17 protein-coding genes and 1 tRNA gene are annotated in these 19083 nt (G+C 60.3%); 7 read left to right on the top strand and 11 right to left on the bottom strand.

Annotated elements, in window-relative coordinates:
• Window positions 1–117 precede the first annotated feature (117 nt).
• The gene (locus tag ACB042_RS13390; protein ID WP_157161593.1) at window positions 118–873 is read left to right on the top strand and encodes an outer membrane protein assembly factor BamD; all 756 of its coding nucleotides are present in this window, start codon (window positions 118–120) and stop codon (window positions 871–873) included.
• Between the two features lie 150 nt (window positions 874–1023).
• Here the strand turns inward: ACB042_RS13390 and ACB042_RS13385 are convergent, their stop codons facing one another.
• The 8 genes from ACB042_RS13385 to yqhD form a co-directional block, all read right to left on the bottom strand.
• Window positions 1024–2352 (bottom strand): CoA-disulfide reductase, encoded by a 1329-nt coding sequence (locus ACB042_RS13385; protein ID WP_371178551.1) that lies wholly within the window; start codon window positions 2350–2352, stop codon window positions 1024–1026.
• Window positions 2353–2450: 98 nt separating this feature from the next.
• Window positions 2451–3851, bottom strand: a complete 1401-nt coding sequence (locus ACB042_RS13380) for an L-cystine transporter (protein WP_005341918.1) — start codon at window positions 3849–3851, stop codon at window positions 2451–2453.
• A 133-nt stretch (window positions 3852–3984) separates the two neighbouring features.
• Complete coding sequence (locus tag ACB042_RS13375; protein ID WP_371178550.1) at window positions 3985–5286, bottom strand: serine dehydratase subunit alpha family protein; 1302 nt, start codon at window positions 5284–5286, stop codon at window positions 3985–3987.
• 21 nt (window positions 5287–5307) lie between these two features.
• Window positions 5308–5976, bottom strand: a complete 669-nt coding sequence (locus ACB042_RS13370) for a transcriptional regulator (RefSeq protein WP_005357564.1) — start codon at window positions 5974–5976, stop codon at window positions 5308–5310.
• Between the two features lie 147 nt (window positions 5977–6123).
• On the bottom strand, window positions 6124–6903 hold the full coding sequence (locus ACB042_RS13365; RefSeq protein WP_371178549.1) for a substrate-binding periplasmic protein: 780 nt from the start codon (window positions 6901–6903) through the stop codon (window positions 6124–6126).
• A 98-nt stretch (window positions 6904–7001) separates the two neighbouring features.
• Complete coding sequence (gene pntB / locus ACB042_RS13360) at window positions 7002–8486, bottom strand: Re/Si-specific NAD(P)(+) transhydrogenase subunit beta (RefSeq protein ID WP_005339759.1); 1485 nt, start codon at window positions 8484–8486, stop codon at window positions 7002–7004.
• An 11-nt stretch (window positions 8487–8497) separates the two neighbouring features.
• Window positions 8498–10024 carry a Re/Si-specific NAD(P)(+) transhydrogenase subunit alpha gene (gene pntA / locus ACB042_RS13355; protein ID WP_040070064.1) on the bottom strand — a complete coding sequence of 509 codons (1527 nt, stop codon included), beginning with the start codon at window positions 10022–10024 and terminating at the stop codon, window positions 8498–8500.
• A 507-nt stretch (window positions 10025–10531) separates the two neighbouring features.
• A complete protein-coding gene (yqhD, locus tag ACB042_RS13350) occupies window positions 10532–11695 on the bottom strand; it encodes an alcohol dehydrogenase (protein WP_368177424.1) in 1164 nt (387 codons plus the stop codon).
• 157 nt (window positions 11696–11852) lie between these two features.
• Between yqhD and ACB042_RS13345 the strand changes: the two genes are divergently transcribed.
• Window positions 11853–12755 (top strand): AraC family transcriptional regulator, encoded by a 903-nt coding sequence (locus tag ACB042_RS13345; protein ID WP_005339751.1) that lies wholly within the window; start codon window positions 11853–11855, stop codon window positions 12753–12755.
• 17 nt (window positions 12756–12772) lie between these two features.
• The gene (locus ACB042_RS13340) at window positions 12773–13285 is read left to right on the top strand and encodes a lipocalin family protein (protein WP_110304130.1); all 513 of its coding nucleotides are present in this window, start codon (window positions 12773–12775) and stop codon (window positions 13283–13285) included.
• Window positions 13286–13350: 65 nt separating this feature from the next.
• On the opposite strand, the gene ACB042_RS13335 is transcribed toward ACB042_RS13340, so the two are convergent.
• Window positions 13351–15243 (bottom strand): methyl-accepting chemotaxis protein, encoded by a 1893-nt coding sequence (locus ACB042_RS13335; protein ID WP_005357549.1) that lies wholly within the window; start codon window positions 15241–15243, stop codon window positions 13351–13353.
• 207 nt (window positions 15244–15450) lie between these two features.
• Window positions 15451–15948, bottom strand: coding sequence for a lactoylglutathione lyase family protein (locus ACB042_RS13330; protein ID WP_042031906.1), 498 nt, complete (start codon window positions 15946–15948; stop codon window positions 15451–15453).
• A gap of 100 nt (window positions 15949–16048) precedes the next feature.
• Here ACB042_RS13330 and ACB042_RS13325 point away from each other — a divergent pair, with 100 nt between their 5' ends.
• Complete coding sequence (locus ACB042_RS13325) at window positions 16049–16921, top strand: LysR family transcriptional regulator (RefSeq protein WP_371178548.1); 873 nt, start codon at window positions 16049–16051, stop codon at window positions 16919–16921.
• Window positions 16922–17065: 144 nt separating this feature from the next.
• Here ACB042_RS13325 and ACB042_RS13320 read toward each other — a convergent pair.
• Window positions 17066–17142: transfer RNA gene (locus tag ACB042_RS13320), tRNA-Trp, on the bottom strand.
• 201 nt (window positions 17143–17343) lie between these two features.
• Between ACB042_RS13320 and ACB042_RS13315 the strand changes: the two genes are divergently transcribed.
• The 3 genes from ACB042_RS13315 to pyrB all read left to right on the top strand — a co-directional run bounded on the left by ACB042_RS13315 (window position 17344) and on the right by pyrB (window position 19081).
• Entirely contained in the window at window positions 17344–17886 is a 543-nt protein-coding gene (locus ACB042_RS13315; protein ID WP_263717832.1) for a hypothetical protein, read from the top strand.
• A gap of 99 nt (window positions 17887–17985) precedes the next feature.
• Window positions 17986–18180, top strand: a complete 195-nt coding sequence (locus ACB042_RS13310) for a hypothetical protein (protein ID WP_133249581.1) — start codon at window positions 17986–17988, stop codon at window positions 18178–18180.
• Window positions 18161–19081 carry an aspartate carbamoyltransferase gene (gene pyrB, locus ACB042_RS13305; RefSeq protein WP_005339735.1) on the top strand — a complete coding sequence of 307 codons (921 nt, stop codon included), beginning with the start codon at window positions 18161–18163 and terminating at the stop codon, window positions 19079–19081. Before ACB042_RS13310 ends, pyrB begins: the two co-directional genes overlap by 20 nt.
• Window positions 19082–19083: the final 2 nt, after the last annotated feature.

The following is a 19083-nucleotide window of genomic DNA, read 5'->3' as shown; positions in this document are numbered from 1 at the left end:
GTATGGTCTCTTGAGCGGGGGGTATCAATTCGAAATAATCCGGGTATTCTAGCTTTTCTTTTAGCCAAGCATAACGGATACTTTGCCAATTTCGTGGAAATGGACCGGATGTTGTTGATGGGAAAGAAGTCTCACCTGCTGATGTCGCTCGCCTTGGTCGCTACCTTGATCACAGGCTGTTCCAGCACCAAACCCAAGGTACCCGACGAACCGCCGGAGACCCTGTACCAGAAAGCACGCCTCAAACTGGACGTTGGCAATTACGTGCAAGCCACTGAATTGCTGGAGGCTTTGGACTCTCGCTACCCGTTCGGCGCCTACTCCAACCAGGTGCAGCTTGACCTCATCTATGCCTACTACAAGCAGGATGATACCGCTCAGGCGATCGCCAATATCGACCGTTTTATCCGCCTCAATCCGGCGCATAAAAATATCGATTACGTCTTCTATATGCGCGGCCTGACCAACATGGCGGCGGATTACAACTTCTTCCAGAGCCTGTTCGGTATCGATCGGGACGACAAAGACCCTGCTTATGCCCGTCAGGCATTCCAGGACTTCAAGACCCTGCTGCAGAACTACCCCAACAGCGTCTATGCCGCCGATGCCCGCGCCCGCATGATTGGCCTGAAGAATCGTCTGGCCCGATATGACCTGAGCGTGGCCGAGTATTACGTGAAGCGTGATGCACTGGTCGCGGCCGCCAACCGGGCCAAGCTGATTGTCGAAACCTACCCCGACACAGCCGAAACCGAGAAGGCACTGGAGATCATGGTCGAATCTTACGACGCCCTGAAGATGCCGCAGCTGGCCAAGCATGCTCGCGAAGTGCTGGCCAAGAACTACCCGGAAAACCGCCTCGCCCGCAGCTGAGAGCGAATAAACCGGTAATAGTAAAAAACCGATGCCTTGGCATCGGTTTTTTTATCGCTGCAATTTACCCTCAGCTGTTACCCGCAGATTGCTCTGCAGAGCTGGGGCAACGTAACGGCGCCTTCCCAGCGCCGTCCGTCATCGCAACGCTTACTTCGCGACATTACCCGCCACGTTCAGGGCATCCCAGGTGCGGGAGAAGGGCGGCGCATAGGCAAAGTCCAGCATGCCGAGCTGCTCGGTGGTCACCCCCATGGTGATGGCCACTGCCAGCGCGTCGATGCGGTGGACCGCCCCCTTGCGACCGAGGATCTGACCACCCAGCAGCCGTTTGCTGCCCGCCTCGTAGACCAGTTTGACGTGAATGTCTGACTGACCCGGGCAGTAGTTGGTGTGGCACTTGTCCTTGATCACCACGGTGCGGTAATCGATGCCCATCGCCTTGGCTTCCTGCTCGGAGAGGCCGGTACGGCCCGCCTCCAGCCCCAGCACCTTGAGCGCGGCAGAACCCAGAGTACCCGGGAACTCCTGGTCGGCACCGGCCAGGTTCTCGCCCACCATGCGCCCCAGCTTGTTGGCAATGGTGGCGAGCGGTACATAGACCTGCTGCTGCTTCACGCTGTGCCAGACGCTGGCACAGTCACCGGCCGACCAGACGTTGGCGAGCGAACTGCGTCCCTGACGATCCACCTTGATGGCGCCGTTGCCGAGCCGCTCGATGCCGGTATCGGCCAGAAACTCGGTGTTGGGCTTGACCCCGGTGCAGACCACCACGATATCGGCCTCGTACTCGCCCTGGCTGGTTCTCACGCCGGTCACCCGGCCATCCCCCAGCAGCGCTTCAACTCGCTCACCCAGATGGAGGGAGACCCCCTGCTCGCGCAGTTCGGTTTCGATGTGCTGGGTGATCTCGCCATCAAACGCGTCGGGGATGACCCGATCCGCCAGCTCGATGAGACGCACCTCTTTGCCCTGATGGACCAGCGCCTCGACCACCTCCAGCCCGATAAAGCCGGAGCCAATCACCACGGCGCGGCGATTATTCTTGTCTTGCACCGCCGCCTTAAGCGCCAGCCCGTCGGCCATCCGGCGCAGACCGAATACCCCTTGCTGCTGCAGACCGGGGATGGGGGGCATCACTTCGCGGGCACCAGTGGCAATCATCAGCCGATCGTAGCGATCGGTGAAGGTGTCGCCGTTGTGCTCCACCTGCAGGGTCTGGGCAGTTGCGTCAACGCTCAGCACCCGATGGCCAATCTTGACCTCGATCCCCTTGGCGGCGAACTGCTCGGGGGTGAACTCGGCCATGTAACCGGGCTCCTGAAACTCGTCACCGACGAAGTAAGGCAGGCCACAGGCACCGAAAGAGATCACTTCGGAGGCCTCATACACCACGATCTCCGCCTCTTTGGCCAGTCGGCGCGCCTTGGCGGCCGCGCTCATACCGGCGGCTTCGCCACCGATGATCAGAATTCTCATAGTTTTTCCTCTCAATGGCGCAGGGAGGGCATGCCCTCCCTGCGGTCTATGACGGGAAAGAGTCGCCCCTTTCCACGGGCAGATCAACCGACAGCAAATCAGACGGTGGACTCTTCGCCGTCCAGACTCACTTCGTGATCGCTGTTGAACACATGCATGTCGGTCTCGCCCATCAGGCGGCTGGTCACCGTCCCTGCGGTGATGGAGCCGGAAACGTTGAGCGCGGTACGGCCCATGTCGATCAGCGGCTCGATGGAGATGAGCAGACCGGCCAGCGCCACCGGGAAGTCCAGCGCGGAGAGCACGATCAGCGCGGCAAAGGTGGCGCCACCGCCAATGCCGGCCACCCCGAAGGAGCTGACGGTGATGATGGCGATCAGGGTCATGATAAAGCCGGGATCCATCGGGTTGACCCCGACGGTCGGGGCAATCATCACGGCCAGCATGGCCGGATAAATACCGGCACAGCCGTTCTGGCCGATGGTGGAACCGAAGGAGGCGGCGAAGTTGGCGATCCCCTCAGGAATACCCAGCGACTTGGTCTGGGTCTGCACGTTCATCGGGATGGAGCCCGCACTGGTGCGCGAGGTGAAGGCAAACGCCAGCACCGGCGTGATCTTCTTGAGGAAGCGCAGCGGGTTGATGCCGACCATGCTCACCAGCAGCAGGTGCACGACAAACATGATGGCGATGGCACCGTAAGAGGCCATCACAAAGCTGAGCAGGTTGAGGATGTCAGCATAGTTGGAGCCGGAGACCACCTTGGTCATCAGCGCCAGTACGCCAAACGGGGTCAGGCGCAGCACCAGAGTCACCATTCGCATTACGATGGCGTGGGCCACGGCCACGAAGTGGCTGAAGCTGGCGAAGATCTCCGGCTTCTTGCGGGCGATGCCGGTGGCAGAGAGGCCAATGAAGATGGAGAAGATCACTACGGCGATGGTAGAGGTCTTGCGCGCCCCGGTCATGTCGAGGAAGGGGTTGGCGGGAATGAACTCCAGCATCATCTTGGCGAACGACATGCTCTCGACGCTGCCGAGGGTGGTCTGCAGCGCGGCGCCACGAGCGCTCTCGGCGGCACCGGAGGTGAGCCCTTCAGCAGTCAGGCCAAACAGGTTGGACATCAGGATGCCCGCCCCGGCGGCGATGGCGGTGGTGAAGATCAGCACGCCTATGGTCATGGCGCTGATCTTGCCCAGCGCAGTGCCGCCATTGAGCTTGAGAATGGCGCTGATGATGGAGACCATGATGAGCGGGATGATGATCATCTGCAGCAGCTTCACATAGCCGCTACCCACGATATCCAGATAGTCGATGGTCTGAACAATGACGGGCGAACCTGCACCGTAAAGCAGTTGCAACGCGGCGCCGAACAGAATACCGAGCCCCAGACCGGCAAAGACCCGGCGGGTGAAGCTCACATGTTTTTCCTGTAACCGGTAGAGAAAGAACAGCAAGATGGCGGCGATGGCCAGATTGCCGATAACGCTAAATGTCATGGTATGACTCCCCAAAAAGCGGGCTTGGGCCCGAGAAACAAGAGCAAGCGCCATGCTTGCCCTGGCAACCGTGTCAGACAGTCTGCGCCGTCGTGACAAGAACAAGGGGGTCTATCGCCCCCTTGTCACAGATTCACTGCTTCTGCTGTTTCGCTCGCATGATGTTGATGATTTCGATGTCGGTATCCAGCATCCCCTCTTTGGAGAGGCGGCCCAGATTGGCGATAGTCTGGTCCACATCGTCGGAGACGATCCCCTCGCTCTGGGGGACATGCAGGTTGTTGATAGCCATCAGCGAAGACTTAACCGCCGCCGAGGTGGAGGTGGAGACCTTCATGGAGCAGGCGCTGCCCGCGCCGTCGCAGATGATGCCGGAGACATCGCCAACCATGTTGTTGATGCAGTGGCTGATCTGCTGATACTGGCCGCCCAGCAGCCAGGTGATGGCGGCACCAGATCCCATCGCGGCGGTACTGGCGGCACAGAGGGCCGACAGCTTGTTCTGATAGGTCTTGATGTAGATGGCCACCAGATGGCTCATCACCAGTGCCCGGGTCAGCTGCTCGTCGCTCGCCTTGAGGAAGCGGGCGGCCGCGACCACCGGCATGGTGGCGGCAATGCCCTGATTACCGGAACCGGAGTTGGACATGGCGGGCAGCATGGCGCCATCCATCCGCGCATCGGAGGCAGCGGAGGAGAGGCGCATCGCCAGGGTCATCAGGTCATCGGAGAGCAGCTTGCGCTCCACCTGCTCGGTAAGGATCTTGCCAATCTTCAGGCCGTAACCCTGCAACCCTTCATCTGCCAGCGCCTGATTCATGGTGGCGGCCTCGCGGATAAAGTCGATCTCCGCCAGCGGCACTTCCAATGCAAAATCGACGATCTCCCGCAGGGTCATGGCCGGTTTGGCGGATTTGGCTGGCTGGATCTGCACGCCGGGGGCACTGGCCTGCTCCATCAGCACCTCGCCATCCTTCTCCATCAGGATGATGCGGGTGTGGTCGGTACAGATCACCACCCGGGCACTGTGCCCTTCAACTTCGGCCAGCACCTCGGCGTAGAGCACGTCCGGCACATCCTTAACATCCACCTTGATCACCGGCAGCAACGTCTTGGCCGCTTCCACCTGTTCTGGTGTGAGGGTCTTGAGCACCTCCAGCCCGGCATTGGGATTGCCCCCTGTGATGCCGACCGCAGCGGCCACCGGCAGACCGATCATGCCGGTACCCGGCACCCCGACCCCCATGCCGTTCTTGAACAGATTGCCACTGACCCAGACGCTGATGCGGGTCGGGGTCTCCCCCAGCAGCTTGCGGCAGTTGGCCGCCGCCAGCGCCACCGACATCGGCTCGGTACAGCCCAGGGCCGGCACCACTTCACGCTTGAGCAGGGTAATAAAGTCGGTCCATTGTGCTTTCATCGCAGTGTTTCTCATGTTCAGGGTGCCCGCAGGCAGTTATTGCTTGTTCAGATCCGCCTTGTGGTTGCGGATATGCAGATAAACAGTATGACGGGAGATGCCGAGCATCCGGGCAACCAGCTGGGCCGCCTCCTTGATCTCGAAGATCCCCATGTCGAAGAGCCGGGTCACTATCTCCTTGTTGCGCACCGTACAGGAGAGCGAATCATCCCGATCCACCTTCTCAATCACCTGGGTCACCAGATCGTCCACCGAGCTGGCAAAGGTCTCGTTGTTGAGCGGCGCCGGTGCCGCTGGCAGCGCAAAAGTATCGAGCAGACTGCCAAGGGAGGTATCAAGACTGAAGTTCACGCAGAGCATGCCGATGGGCTTGCCCTGCCGGTTGCTGATGGTGATGGAGGAGGACTTCATCAGCGTCCCGTCGCGGGTACGGCTGAAGTAGCTACTCCACTGGCTGCCCGCCTCCCCCTGCAAGCGGTTGAGGGCAAAGTCGGTGACCGGCGCCCCCTCCCGACGACCGGTGACATGGCCGTTGGCAATCTTGATGACCGATGCATCCAGCGTATCGAACGCATGCAACACCACCTCGCACCCTGCGCCAAACAGCGCGGCCAGCGCCTCGACCGCGGGCTCAAAACTGGCGATCAGATGACGTTCTTCATCCGTTAACGAATTGATCTGGTCAGTGGTGGCTGCTGTGGACATATATGAGTAACTTTGAGTAAACCGCAGTTGATTCTACTATCAACAAGATCAACTAATGTTGAGCGGCATCCCCTTTTTGTTCGCCATTATGCCCACCTTTTAACAAAGTGCGACAAATTGTGAAGCTGCGCACAGCAGGGCGGCAACTCAGAGGTGATAGCGGGCCAGCAGTTGCTTGTAGGCGGGAGTCTGTTTGAATGCCTTGAGGGCAGAGGAGAAGCGGATAGCCAGCTGGTCGTGGCCGGGCTTGTGGGTAAACGCGAGGAAGTTGCGGTTGTCGTCGGTCAGCAGGCGCGAGCCGTGGTTCACCTGATCCTGCAACCCCTGAGTGTGCAGCAGATAACGACCGACCCGCTCGTTGAGCACCACCCCGTCCAACCGACCGGCCATCATCAGATGCAGCTGTTTGATGGCATTCCCCTCCCCCGTCATCGGCATCCGGATCACCCCGGGATCGGTCAGAAAATCGGGGCTGTAGGCATAATCTTCCTGAATACCTATCCGCAGCCCCTTGAGGTCGGAGAGCTGCTTGAAATCCACCGGACGAGCCGTCGGATAGAAGAGCACTTCGCCGCTGTAAGAGAGCGGCTCTTCGGGGTAGTGAAGCCAGTGCTGGCGGGAAGGTTCAAAGAAGACGTCGACTACCGCATCCCCCCGTCTGAGACGGGCCTGCTGCAGAACCCGCTTCCAGGGCAGCACCCTGATTTCGGTGCGATAACCCATCTGACGCAACACGGTACAGGCCAGATCGAGATCGGCGCCAGCCAGCTCGCCATTGTCACCACGCATCACATAAGGGGGCCACAGCTCGGTCAGCAGCGTCAGAGTCGGCGGCTCGTCCGCCGCTACGGCCGAACCAGCACCAAACAGGAAGGCCAGCAGCCAGCCGTACAACCCGATCCTTCGCCAACCCTGACACCACATCATGGAGATCCCTCATGGTCCGTATGGATTGAGGATATACAAGGGATGAGCAATAAAAAAGGAGGCCGAAGCCTCCTTGATATCCAGTCTCTGAGTGGCACTTACAGTGCTTTCAGGATTGCCTCGACGCTGGCCTTGGCATCGCCAAACAGCATCTGGGTATTTTCCTTGAAGAACAGCGGGTTCTGGACACCGGCATAACCAGTGTTCATGGAGCGCTTGAAGCCGATGACGTTCTGCGCTTTCCACACTTCCAGTACCGGCATACCGGCGATCGGGCTGCCCGGATCTTCCATCGCGGCCGGGTTGACGGTGTCGTTGGCACCGATCACCAGCACGGTGTCGGTATCGGCGAAGTCGTCGTTGATCTCGTCCATTTCCAGAACGATGTCATACGGGACTTTCGCTTCCGCCAGCAGCACGTTCATGTGGCCAGGCAGACGACCGGCAACCGGGTGGATACCGAAGCGCACCTTGACGCCACGATCACGCAGCTTCTGGGTGATTTCAGCCACCGGATACTGGGCCTGCGCCACCGCCATACCGTAGCCCGGGGTGATGATGACGGAGCTGGAGTTCTTCAGCAGGTCAGCCACTTCCTCGGCGCTGGTTTCGCGGTATTCGCCCATCTCCTGATCAGCCGTGGAGGCCACGCCATCGGAGCCGAAGCCACCGGCGATCACGGAGATGAAGGAGCGGTTCATCGCCTTGCACATGATGTAAGAGAGGATCGCACCGGAGGAGCCCACCAGAGCGCCGGTGACGATCAGCAGGTCGTTGGAGAGCATGAAGCCCGCCGCCGCTGCCGCCCAACCGGAGTAGGAGTTCAGCATGGAGACCACCACCGGCATGTCGGCGCCACCGATGGAGGCAACCAGATGCCAGCCGAAGGCGAAGGCGATCAGGGTCATCACCAGCAGGGCGAAGGTAGAGCCGCCCGCGTTGACGAAGTAGACCATCAGCGCCAGCGAGGCGACCACGGCCAGCAGGTTCAGCTTGTGGCGGTGCGGCAGCATCAGCGGCTTGGAGGAGATGAGACCACGCAGTTTGCCGAAGGCAACCACGGAACCGGTGAAGGTTACGGCACCGATGAAGACGCCCAGGAAGATCTCGACCAGATGGATGTTCAGCATGGCGCCGGTCAGGTGCTCGACCTGAGCAACGCTGTTGGCCTGCTCGAACGCCGCACGGGCGGCTGCCAGCGTGGCATCCAGGTTGGAACCGACGGAGACGACGACCTCAGCAGGTGCAGAGGGGTGCAGATCGATGAAGCTGTTGAAGCCCACCAGCACTGCCGCCATACCCACGAAGCTGTGCAGCACGGCCACCAGCTCTGGCATCTCGGTCATTTCGACCTTGAGTGCCAGACGCACGCCGATGGCACCGCCGATCACCATGGCCAGGATGATCCAGTGAACGCCACTGGTCTCCGGGTTGAATACGGTGGCGAGCAGGGCGATAGCCATACCCGCGATACCGAACAGGTTGCCATGCTTGGCCGTCTCTTGCTTCGACAGTCCCGCGAGACTGAGGATGAAGAGCACGGCGGCAACGATATAGGATGCTGTTACCAGTCCTTGAGACACGTTAAACCCCCTTAATCCTTACGGAACATCTTCAGCATGCGCTGAGTGACGGTGAAGCCGCCGAAGATGTTGATACTGGCAATCAGCACGGCGATGAAGGCCAATGCGGTAACCAGAGTCGACCCTTGCCCGATCTGCAGCAGGGCACCGACCACGATAATGCCGGAGATGGCATTGGTGACCGACATCAGCGGCGTGTGCAGGGCGTGCGATACGTTCCACACCACGTAGTAACCAACCACACAGGCCAGGATGAATACGGTGAAGTGGGAGAGGAAGGCTGCCGGGGCAACGGACGCAATCCAGCCGAAGGCGGCGATGCCGAGAGCACCGAACACGAACTTCTTGTTGGAAGGCTTGGCCTCTTCCTTCTTGGCTGCCGGTTTGGCGGCGGCCGGTTTCTGCGGGGCAGCAGAGACGGAGATGGCGGGCGGCGGGAAGGTCACTTCACCGGCCTGGATCACCGTCATGTTGCGCTGAACCACGTCTTCGAAGTCGATGGCAACGTTGCCGTCCTTCTCCTTGCACATCAGCTTCATCAGGTTGACCAGGTTGGTACCGTAGAGCTGGGAGGATTGGGCAGGCAGACGACCCGGCAGATCGGTGTAACCGATCACCTTGACGCCGTTGGCGGTGACATGCAGTTCACCCGGCACTGTGTATTCACAGTTACCGCCAGCCTGAGCGGCCATGTCCACGATGACGGAGCCCGGCTTCATGCTGTCGACCATCTCTTTGGTGATCAGCTTGGGAGCCGGCTTGCCCGGGATCAGGGCGGTGGTGATGATGATATCCACCTCTTTGGCCTGCTGGGCAAACAGCTCCATCTCGGCCTTGATGAACTCATCGGACATAACTTTGGCGTAACCATCGCTGGATGCGCCGTCTTCGCCACCGAAGTCCAGCTTGAGGAATTCCCCACCCATGGATTCGATCTGCTCGGCCACTTCCAGACGGGTGTCGAAGGCACGCACGATGGCGCCAAGGGAACCGGCAGTACCGATGGCAGCCAGACCGGCAACACCGGCACCGATCACCAGTACCTTGGCAGGCGGCACTTTACCGGCTGCGGTGATTTGACCGGTGAAGAAGCGACCGAACTGGTGCGCAGCTTCAACCACGGCGCGATAGCCACCGATGTTGGCCATGGAGGAGAGGGCATCGAGGGACTGGGCACGGGAGATCCGCGGCACCATATCCATCGCCATCACATTGATGTTGCGCTCGGACAGCTTCTTGACCAGCTCAGGGTTTTGGGCCGGCCAGATGAAGCTCACCAGAGTGGCGCCATCTTTAATTTGTGCGATCTCGGCATCGGTCGGCGCATTGACCTTGAAGATAAGGTCGGCTTGCCAGACATTCGGCACCACGCTGGCACCGGCAGCCTCGAAGGCGGCATCATCGAAGCTGGCCGACAGGCCTGCGCCGGTCTCGATGGCGACCTCGAAGCCGAGCTTTTTCAGCTGCTCGACGGTAGCCGGGGTCGCTGCGACCCGGGTCTCACCGGCGAGACTCTCTCTCGGTATTCCAATCTGCATGACTATTCCCTGATGGTTAATAAACAATCGCTGCCCAGTGTCTCACTTCTGACGAAACAAGACATGACCAAAGTGCAGGTCCAGGGCTCTTTGTTATGAAAATCAGTAGGCTTTACCTCAACCTCCTGTCATGGTCAGGCCCCCGCTTTTCAGGCGCGAAGGTGATTAGTATCAAATTTTGGAGTTTTATTACAACCGCAGTCCCGACGGCACTCGTACAGAATTCAGCCCATCCCTGGCTACGATTAAAAAAAACAAACCAAATTAGAGGCTTATACCAGTAAAAACGGCTGAAAAAAGTGATCCAACCAGTCAAAAAAAATGTTTTACCGGCCCTCTATCTTAGCGTTTTTTGTTCTTACGAAATCCGCTTTCGTCTCACTTCTCGCAGCGAAACGCCGAAAAGTAACATTTTCCCAACAAAAGCGGGGCCGCTCAGCCGCCAGATGGCGGGAGAGGGCCCCGGCAATTCAATCGTTTCGCCCGTTTGGCACCGATTGGCGGCCCTTACCAGGCCGCTTCATAAATATGCTGGCTCTGCACCAGATCGATGTCGCCGTGCTCGCCGATGGCAGTCATACCGTGCTCCCCCAGCTTGCCGATCAGGGTGTCGATACCCAGATCTTTCAGACCGTAGTCGCGCAGTCGGGTCTTGACCCCCATCTGCTCGAAGAAGTCGCGGGTCGCGGCGATGGCATCATCGATGCGCTCCGCTTCGCTGCCGCTGTTCAAGCCCCACACCCGATCTGCGTATTGCAGCAGCTTGGCATGTTTCTGTTTGCGCTTGGCCTGCAGCAGGGCAGGCAGCACCACCGCCAGAGTCTGGGCGTGGTCGAGGCCGTGCAGGGCAGTCAGCTCGTGACCCAGCATATGGGTGGCCCAATCCTGCGGCACACCGGCGCCGATCAGGCCGTTCAACGCCATGGTGGCGCTCCACATGATGTTGGCGCGCACCTCATAGTTGTGCGGTTCGGCCAGCGCCTTGGGGCCCTCTTCGATCAGGGTCAGCAGCAAGCCTTCAGCGAAGCGATCCTGCACCTTGGCATTGACCGGATAGGTGAGGTACTGCTCCACGATGTGGACAAAAGCATCCACTACCCCGTTCGCCACCTGACGCTCGGGCAGGGTGTAGGTGAGCACCGGATCCAGCACGGCGAAGCGCGGCATCACGAACGGCGAGAAGAAGTGCACCTTGTCGCCACTGCTGCGACGGGTGATGACCGCGCCCATGTTCATTTCGGAACCGGTCGCCGGCAGGGTCAGCACGGAACCAAGCGGGATGGCGGAACGCACTTCGCTGCCGACGGTCTCGAGAATGTGCCAGGGATCCTTGGCCAGATCGTAGTGCGCGGCAGCAGCGATAAACTTGGTGCCATCGAGCACGGAACCACCACCAACGGCGAGCAGGAAGTCGACCCGCTCGGCACGAGCCAGCTCCACGGCCCCTATCAGGGTCTCGTAGGCCGGGTTCGGTTCGATGCCGCCAAATTCAAACAGGGTCATGCCAGCCAGCTCGTTACGGATCTGCTCCAGCAAGCCGCTGCGTACCACGCTGCCGCCGCCATAGGTGATCATGACGCGGGCATCGCTCGGGAGCTGCTCGCGCAACTGGGCGATCTGCCCTTGGCCGAACAGGATTTTGGTCGGGGTATGGAGAGTAAAGTTGTTCATCGACATTGCCTTCTTCTGATAGTCAGGGCGGCTTGGCCGCGAAATCGTGATTGCATTTTTCTCCAGAACAACCCTACCATCAAGACAACATCCTGCTTGATTCTTGCCTATTTCTACAAAGCAGCAAAAACTGGAACTGTCCAATCAAAGAGCGCCCATGCAAAACCGTTACAGCGACCTCGCAACCAGATTGACCCGCCACGTCACCGCCCCCGGCATCACCCCATCACCTGTGAAACAGGTCAACCTCATCTATACCACCGAACACCATGGCCGCACCCCGGTGCTCTACCAACCGCGGATGATCGTAATCCTGCAGGGGCACAAGGTGGGTTATCTGGCGGATCAGGTGTTTCGCTACGACCCCAACCACTATCTGCTGATGACCCTGCCGCTGCCCTGCGAGTGCGAGTGCTTCGCCTCCCCCGAGCAGCCGCTTATCGGTTTTACCATCGAGATCGATCTGGTAACCCTGCAAGAGCTGCTGCTGGAGCTGGGCGATGCCCTGCCCGCCCCCGCGCCGCAAAAGAGCGGCGTCCACTCGGTCCCCCTGTCGGAAACCATGTTCTGCGCCGCCGAGCGACTGATCGAGCTGATGGACAACCCGCTGCACGCCAGGGTGCTGGGGCCGCAGACGGTGCGGGAGATGCTGTTCCACGCCCTCACCGAGGGGGGCGGCCCGGCGCTGCAGGCGCTCGCCAATCGCCACAACCATGTGGGCCAGATCGCCCGGGTGCTGCGTATGATAGAGTCCCGTTATGCCGACAACCTCACCATGGAGGAGCTGGCGCGGGAGGTGAACATGAGCGTCTCCGCCTTTCACCACCACTTCAAGGCGGTCACCGCAACCTCGCCGCTGCAGTACATCAAGTCGTTTCGCCTCCACAAGGCGCGGATGATGATGCTGCACGACGGCATCAAGGCGGGCACCGCGGCGGCCAGAGTCGGTTACGAGAGCAACTCCCAGTTCAGTCGGGAGTACAAGCGCTTCTTCGGCAGCACGCCGACGGATCAGGCCTCCCGCTTCCGGGATGGTCAGCTGCGCATCATCGAGGGATAACAACAGAGGGATTACTTATGCGTTCACTGCTTTGCCTGTTCACCGCTTTACTGCTGACGGCCTGTACCGGGATTGCCGACGGCATTCGCCCCGTCACCGGCTTCCAGCTCGACCGCTATCTTGGCACCTGGTATGAGATTGCCCGCCTCGACCACAGCTTCGAGCGGGGGCTGGAGCAGGTGAGCGCCACCTACAGCCTGCGTGACGATGGCGGCGTCAAGGTGCTCAACCGCGGCAAGCAGAGCGATGGCAGCTGGCGCGAGGCCGAGGGCAAGGCCTACTTCGTCGGCAGCCCTGACGAGGCGCGGCTCAAGGTGAGCTTCTTCGGCCCCTTCTACGGCGGCTACAACGTCATCGATCTCGACCCCGATTACCAGCTCTCGCTGGTGACCAGCTACAACCACGACTACCTCTGGATCCTCTCCCGCTCCCCCAATCCGCCCAAGGAGAAGGTTGACGCGCTGATCGCCAAGGCCAAGGGGCTGGGCTTTGCCACCGACCAGCTTATCTGGGTCAAGCAGACCCCTTAAGCCAGTCGTGAAATAACAAAGGGCAGCCCGCGGGCTGCCCTTTCTGTTGCTGGCGTGGCGGGATGTCAGAGCCGGAAGCGGCCGATCTCCTGCTCCAGCCGCTCGGTCAGCGACTTGAGCTCGGCCGCCTGCGCCGCCTCGTTGCCCGCCTGCTCGGCAAGCTCTTGCGAGACGTGGCGGATATTCTCGGTATTGCGGCTGATCTCGCCGGTCACCGAAGTCTGCTCCTCGGCCGCTGCGGCGATCTGGGTCGCCATGTCGCTGATGGAGCCGATCGCCTCGTTGATCCGGGCAAGGCTCTGGTTGGCCGCTTCCGCATCCTCGACGCTGGTACCCGCCAGCTGACGGCTGGTCTCCATGCCACCCACGGCGCGACGGGTGGTCTGCTGCAGGGTCTCGATCATCTGCTGGATCTCGTCGGTGGAGTCGTGGGTGCGGCGTGACAGCACCCGCACCTCGTCCGCCACTACCGCGAAGCCGCGGCCCTGCTCACCGGCCCGGGCCGCCTCGATGGCGGCGTTGAGCGCCAGCAGGTTGGTCTGCTCGGCGATGCCGCTGATGGTCGCCAGAATGCCGCTGATCTTCTGGGCATGGCTGTCGAGCTCGTTGATGATCTGGCTGGCATCGGCCACTTCGTCCGCCAGACCGGTAATGCTGCGCTGACTCTGGCCAACCTGGGATTGGCCGGCGACCGCCAGTGCGACCGCATCGGTGGCGGTGGTGGCGGCAAACTCGGCGTTACCGGCGATCTCCTGGGTAGCGGAAGCCATCTCGGTCACCGCGGTCGCCACCATCACGATCTCGTCCTGCTGCTGGCGTACCCGCTGACTACGGGCCTGCGCCCCGGCCGCCTGAGCGCGAGACTGTGCCGCCAGCTCGACGGTCACATCCCGCAACCGGCTGACGATGCCGTGCAGCCGCGCCACGAACTGGTTGAAGTTCTGGGCCAGCTGACCCACCTCATCCTTGCTGTGGGTGTTGATGTGAACGGTGAGATCCCCCTCGCCGTGGGCGATGTCGTGCAGAGCGTGCGCGACCCGACCGAGATCGGCGAACAGGTATTTGAAGGTGGCGGTGAGCAGGGCGCTGAACACCAGCATCAGCACCAGGGTCAACCCCACCAGCTCCCACAGCAGGCTGCTGAGCGGCGCCTCCAGCACATCGCGATACATCACCATGGCCAGCAGCCAGTCGGTGCCCGGTACCGGTTGTACCGCCAGCAGCACATCCCGCCCGTCGAGGGTGGCGGCGTGCAGCTCGCTGTTTTCACGGCCCCACTGCTGGAAGGTGGCGGCCGAGAGTCCCGGCGCCAGCTCGGCGATGGGCTTGAGCGCCAAATCCTTCTGCGGATGGCCGACGATGAGGCCGCTGCTGTCGAGCAGCATGGCGTAGCCCTCACCCTGCACCTTCATCGCCAACACTTCGTCGATCAGCTTGTCGAGCGCCAGGTTGGCCCCCACGGCACCGACCAGCTCGCCCTGATGGCGTACCGGCTCGGAGAGGGTGACCACCAGCTTCTGCATGGTGACGCTGACATAGGGGGCAGTGACGATGAGCTGCCCCGCCTTCACCGCATCCTGATACCAGGGGCGCTCGCGTGGGTCATAGTTGCCGGTGTTGAGGGAGGGATCCTGCCGGGTCATCACCCCCTGCGCGGAGCCAAAATAGGTAAGCCCGAACCCACCGGAGGTGTAGGCCTGCTTCAGGTGCGGCACCAGCTCGGCTTGGGGGTTATCGCTGATCAGGTTGACCAGCGCATGGACGGTGTTCTTGCGATCCGTCATCCATTCGCCGATGGCGACCGAGTAGGCGTGGCCATAGTTGACCGCCTCGCTCTGGATGGCGCTCATGGTGCGGGATTTTAGGGTGTGAAAGGCAACGATGCCGAGCAGTGATGCCATCAGCAGCACTACGCCAAGACTGGTGGCCAGCAGCTTGCCGCGCAGAGAGAGGGTCATGACGACGAATCCTTGTTGTTGTGTCAGGCAGGGAAAACCCTGATGTATCAAAGGCTATCGGCCGCAATATGAACAGACTTTAGTGAATCTGTATATTTTCCAATCTATCAACAACAGAACGCGCTATTCGTGTGAACCAGATCGCTATTCCATGCTACTGACTCTTGTAACAACAAAGCAGCAGGCCGCCCGAAGGCGGCCTGTCACTTACCCCTGATATGCACCGGCGGAGTAGGTCAGCTCATAGCTGTGGCTGTAGATCTCGATGATGTTGCCGAAGGGATCTTCCATGTAGACCATGCGGTAGGGCTTCTCGCCCGGGTAGTACTCGCGCACCGGCATCCGCTGCTTGCCGCCCGCCGCGACGATGCGCGCCGCCAGCCCCTCGACATCCGGATCCTGCACGCTGAAGTGGAACACTCCGGTCTTCCAGAATTCGAAGTTGTTTTCGCGCTGCTCGCTGTTGGGGAACTCGAACAGCTCGATGCCAATCTTGTCGCCGGTGGAGAGGTGGGCGATGCGGAAGGAGCCCCAGCCCGGGCCAAACACGTCGTTACACATCACGCCGATGGCAGAGTCATCCTCGCTGATTGTGGTGGCCGGCATGATGAGATACCAGCCCATCACCTTGGTATAGAACTCGACCGCTTTGTCGAGGTCAGTCACCGTGATGCCGATGTGGGAGAAGTTGCGTGGATAGGTCATACGTCACCTTGAAATTGTGTGTGGGAAACAGGTGACATGATAGGAAGGGGCGACATAATGAAAAATAAGGTCAAACTAATGGAAGGCATAAATTAAATTTATGGTTAATCCACTCTGGCTCCATACCCTGGTGGTGGTGCATGAAACCGGCAGCTTTACCCGCGCCGCCGAGCGGCTGGATCTCACCCAGGCCGCCGTCAGTCAGCATATCTCGCGCCTCGAGGCCGAATTTGGCACCCTGCTGCTGCGCAAGCCCCGTCAGCTGGAGCTCACTCCGCGCGGGCTGGTGCTGCTCGACTTCGCCCGCCAGCAGGCGCAAGCCGCCGAACAGCTGCGAGCGCGCCTCTCGGACGATGACCCTCACCGCGGCGCCATCATCCTGTCCACCCCGGGCAGCATTGGCCTGCTGCTCTATCCCCTGCTGCTCGACCAGCAACAGGAGCACCCCGGACTCACCATCCAGCACCGCTTTGCCCCCACCCCCGACATAGTGCAGGCCGTGCTGGCAGGGCGCAGCGATCTGGGACTGGTGGATCAACCGCCGGAGCACCCCAGCATCGCCGCCGAGCCCTTTGCCCGCGAACCCCTCTGTCTGGTGGTACCCAACGATGGCGAGGAGCAGAGCTGGCAGCACCTCTGTCAGCTCGGCTTTATCGACCACCCGGATGGCCACAGCATGGCACAACGCCTGTTGGGACGACGCTACCCCGGCCAGCGCGTTGACGAGATCCCGCTGCGCGGCTTTACCAACCAGATCGGCCTGATCCTGGAACCGGTCGCCCGCGGCCTCGGCTTTACCGTGCTGCCCCGCTTCGCCGTCACCGCCTTTGCCCAGCAGGAGAAGATCCGGGTGATCCAGAGCAGCATTGAAGTGATCGACACCCTCTGGCTGATCTACCGCGCCGAGTGGCCGCTCCCCGCCCGCCACCAGCGGCTGGTCACCGTGCTGAAACAGCGGGTTGCTGCACATTGAACGCTCTTGCGGCAGACATCGAGATCAATGTGGCCACAGTCACCGAGGGCTAGCGGCAAGAAGGAGAAGAGAAAGGAGAGAGGGATAAATTGGCGAACGCCGGAAATGCGAAAGGCCAGCTCAATGAGCTGGCCTTTCTGAAAATGGCAGGGGCGGCAGGACTCGAACCCGCAACCATCGGTTTTGGAGACCGCTGTTCTACCAATTGGAACTACGCCCCTGCAACAAACGAGGCGTAGTATACAAAGTGGAGATCAAAGGTAAAGGCTTTTTTTACGCTTTCGATGCGATTGCACAAATCCCGAACAAGTCGCGCTTGTTTGTGCAGCAAAGCGGGGTAACTTGCTGTATTTGCAGCCCTGCCGGGGTAGGAATGGGACATAAATGGGGGTAGGGTGAAATCAGGTACCGGGAGGCCACTTATGCTCAATTACCGACTGCTCCAACAACTGGCGCCCCTCAACTTCAGGGATGAACGCAAGACAGAGTCCCTGCCCGCCTATCTTGAACGGGTCGCGCCGCTGGTGCCCTTTATTCCTGAAAATGTGCTTTCCCAGTGGATTTACCGCCATTGGCGCGGTTTTGAGTCCAACTGGAGCTTTATCGATCTCGCCAACCATCAGTTCACCTGTGAAAGCTGGCCCACCGTGCAACTGGTGGATCAGGTGGACTCCCGCCATATGGAGGTGATCGAGCGCTGGGGCGAGATGCTGCGCAGCAACCGCTATGTGCGTCGCTCCTGGCTCGGCGAGAAGATGCTGAGCGAAGGCACCTGGCCCGAACCTGTCATCGTGCTGGTGCCGGAAGAGGGTTCCAGCTACCCGAACGGTCATCCCCTGCCCCGCCCCTACTGCCTGCTGGAAGGGCACCACAGACTCGGTTATTTGCGCGCCATGGCCCGCGATGGGGAATCGCTGCAAGAGACGCACAAAGTGTGGATTTGTCGTCATGTTTCCGCCACTTAAACGTTTTTCATGCTGAAATTGGCATCGTAAATAAAATTTTGACAATTAAAAAAGCGGCCCTATAATCTGTCCGGTTTTGAAAAAGGTCGGGACGAAACGATGCAGTTTTTGATTCAGAAAACAGCCTTGCAGACGGGTGGTGCGCACCAGAGCGGCCCCGTTGTTTCCGGTTCCCACCCCAAAGATCCCCAGTTATTTTTAAAAAAAGCCCCTGTTTCAGGGGCTTTTTTTTGTGCCCGAAAAACCTCCAATGATGTCAAAGGGAATGCAGACGATGACCAATCCACTCTATAAGAAACATGTCATCTCCATTTCGGACCTGACCCGGTCAGAAATGGAACTGGTAGTCTCAACCGCACAACGGTTGAAGGCTGAACCTGACACCAGCCTGTTGAAAGACAAGCTGGTTGCCAGCTGCTTCTTCGAAGCCTCCACCCGCACCCGCCTCTCGTTCGAGACCGCGGTACAGCGCCTTGGCGGCAACATCATCGGCTTCGCCGACGGTGGCAACACCAGCGCCAAGAAGGGCGAGACGCTGGCTGACTCCATCAAGATCATCGGCTCCTACTCGGATGCGGTGGTGATGCGCCACCCGAAAGAGGGTGCCGCCCGTCTGGCCTCCGAGTTCTCTCGCGTGCCGGTCATCAACGGCGGCGACGGCTCCAACCAGCATCCGAGCCAGACCCTGCTCGACCTGTTCACCATCCATGAGACCCAGGGTCGTCTGGACAACCTCAACGTCGCCTTCGTCGGTGACCTGAAATATGGCCGCACCGTGCACTCGCTGGCTCAGGCCCTCAGCCTGTTCAACTGCCGCTTCTTCTTCATCTCCCCGGAAGCGCTGGCGATGCCGGACTACATCTGCGAAGAGCTGGAAGAGAAGGGCATCCAGTTCAGCGTCCACCAGACCATGGAAGAGGTGATGCCGGAGCTGGACATCCTCTACATGACCCGCGTCCAGAAAGAGCGCTTCGACGAGACCGAATACAAGCACATGGCCGCCAAGTTCATTCTGGAGCTGGCGACTCTGGAAGGGGCGAAGCCCACCATGAAGATCCTGCATCCCCTGCCCCGCGTCGACGAGATCGATGTGGCGGTCGACAAGACTCCCCACGCTTGCTACTTCCAGCAGGCGGAGAACGGGGTCTATGCACGCCAGGCGCTGCTGGCACTGGTACTGAACGAAACTGTTTGAGC

It is taken from the genome of Aeromonas sp. S13(2024) (genome assembly GCF_041402405.1).
In the GTDB taxonomy this organism is placed as follows: Bacteria; Pseudomonadota; Gammaproteobacteria; order Enterobacterales; family Aeromonadaceae; genus Aeromonas; species Aeromonas veronii.
Note: the sequence above shows the minus strand (reverse complement) of the source record. Positions and strands in the feature narration are given on the sequence as shown.

Excerpts from the sequence above, each read along its gene's own strand:
- ACB042_RS13310 (WP_133249581.1), top strand. The coding sequence starts at position 17,986 with ATGCAGTTTTTGATTCAGAAAACAGCCTTGCAGACGGGTGGTGCGCAC.
- ACB042_RS13390 (WP_157161593.1), top strand. The coding sequence starts at position 118 with ATGGGAAAGAAGTCTCACCTGCTGATGTCGCTCGCCTTGGTCGCTACC.
- yqhD (WP_368177424.1), bottom strand. The coding sequence starts at position 11,695 with ATGAACAACTTTACTCTCCATACCCCGACCAAAATCCTGTTCGGCCAA.
- ACB042_RS13315 (WP_263717832.1), top strand. The coding sequence starts at position 17,344 with ATGCTCAATTACCGACTGCTCCAACAACTGGCGCCCCTCAACTTCAGG.
- ACB042_RS13380 (WP_005341918.1), bottom strand. The coding sequence starts at position 3,851 with ATGACATTTAGCGTTATCGGCAATCTGGCCATCGCCGCCATCTTGCTG.
- ACB042_RS13345 (WP_005339751.1), top strand. The coding sequence starts at position 11,853 with ATGCAAAACCGTTACAGCGACCTCGCAACCAGATTGACCCGCCACGTC.
- pyrB (WP_005339735.1), top strand. The coding sequence starts at position 18,161 with ATGACCAATCCACTCTATAAGAAACATGTCATCTCCATTTCGGACCTG.
- ACB042_RS13370 (WP_005357564.1), bottom strand. The coding sequence starts at position 5,976 with ATGTCCACAGCAGCCACCACTGACCAGATCAATTCGTTAACGGATGAA.
- ACB042_RS13375 (WP_371178550.1), bottom strand. The coding sequence starts at position 5,286 with ATGAGAAACACTGCGATGAAAGCACAATGGACCGACTTTATTACCCTG.
- ACB042_RS13325 (WP_371178548.1), top strand. The coding sequence starts at position 16,049 with ATGGTTAATCCACTCTGGCTCCATACCCTGGTGGTGGTGCATGAAACC.
- ACB042_RS13330 (WP_042031906.1), bottom strand. The coding sequence starts at position 15,948 with ATGACCTATCCACGCAACTTCTCCCACATCGGCATCACGGTGACTGAC.
- ACB042_RS13335 (WP_005357549.1), bottom strand. The coding sequence starts at position 15,243 with ATGACCCTCTCTCTGCGCGGCAAGCTGCTGGCCACCAGTCTTGGCGTA.
- ACB042_RS13340 (WP_110304130.1), top strand. The coding sequence starts at position 12,773 with ATGCGTTCACTGCTTTGCCTGTTCACCGCTTTACTGCTGACGGCCTGT.
- pntA (WP_040070064.1), bottom strand. The coding sequence starts at position 10,024 with ATGCAGATTGGAATACCGAGAGAGAGTCTCGCCGGTGAGACCCGGGTC.
- ACB042_RS13385 (WP_371178551.1), bottom strand. The coding sequence starts at position 2,352 with ATGAGAATTCTGATCATCGGTGGCGAAGCCGCCGGTATGAGCGCGGCC.
- ACB042_RS13365 (WP_371178549.1), bottom strand. The coding sequence starts at position 6,903 with ATGATGTGGTGTCAGGGTTGGCGAAGGATCGGGTTGTACGGCTGGCTG.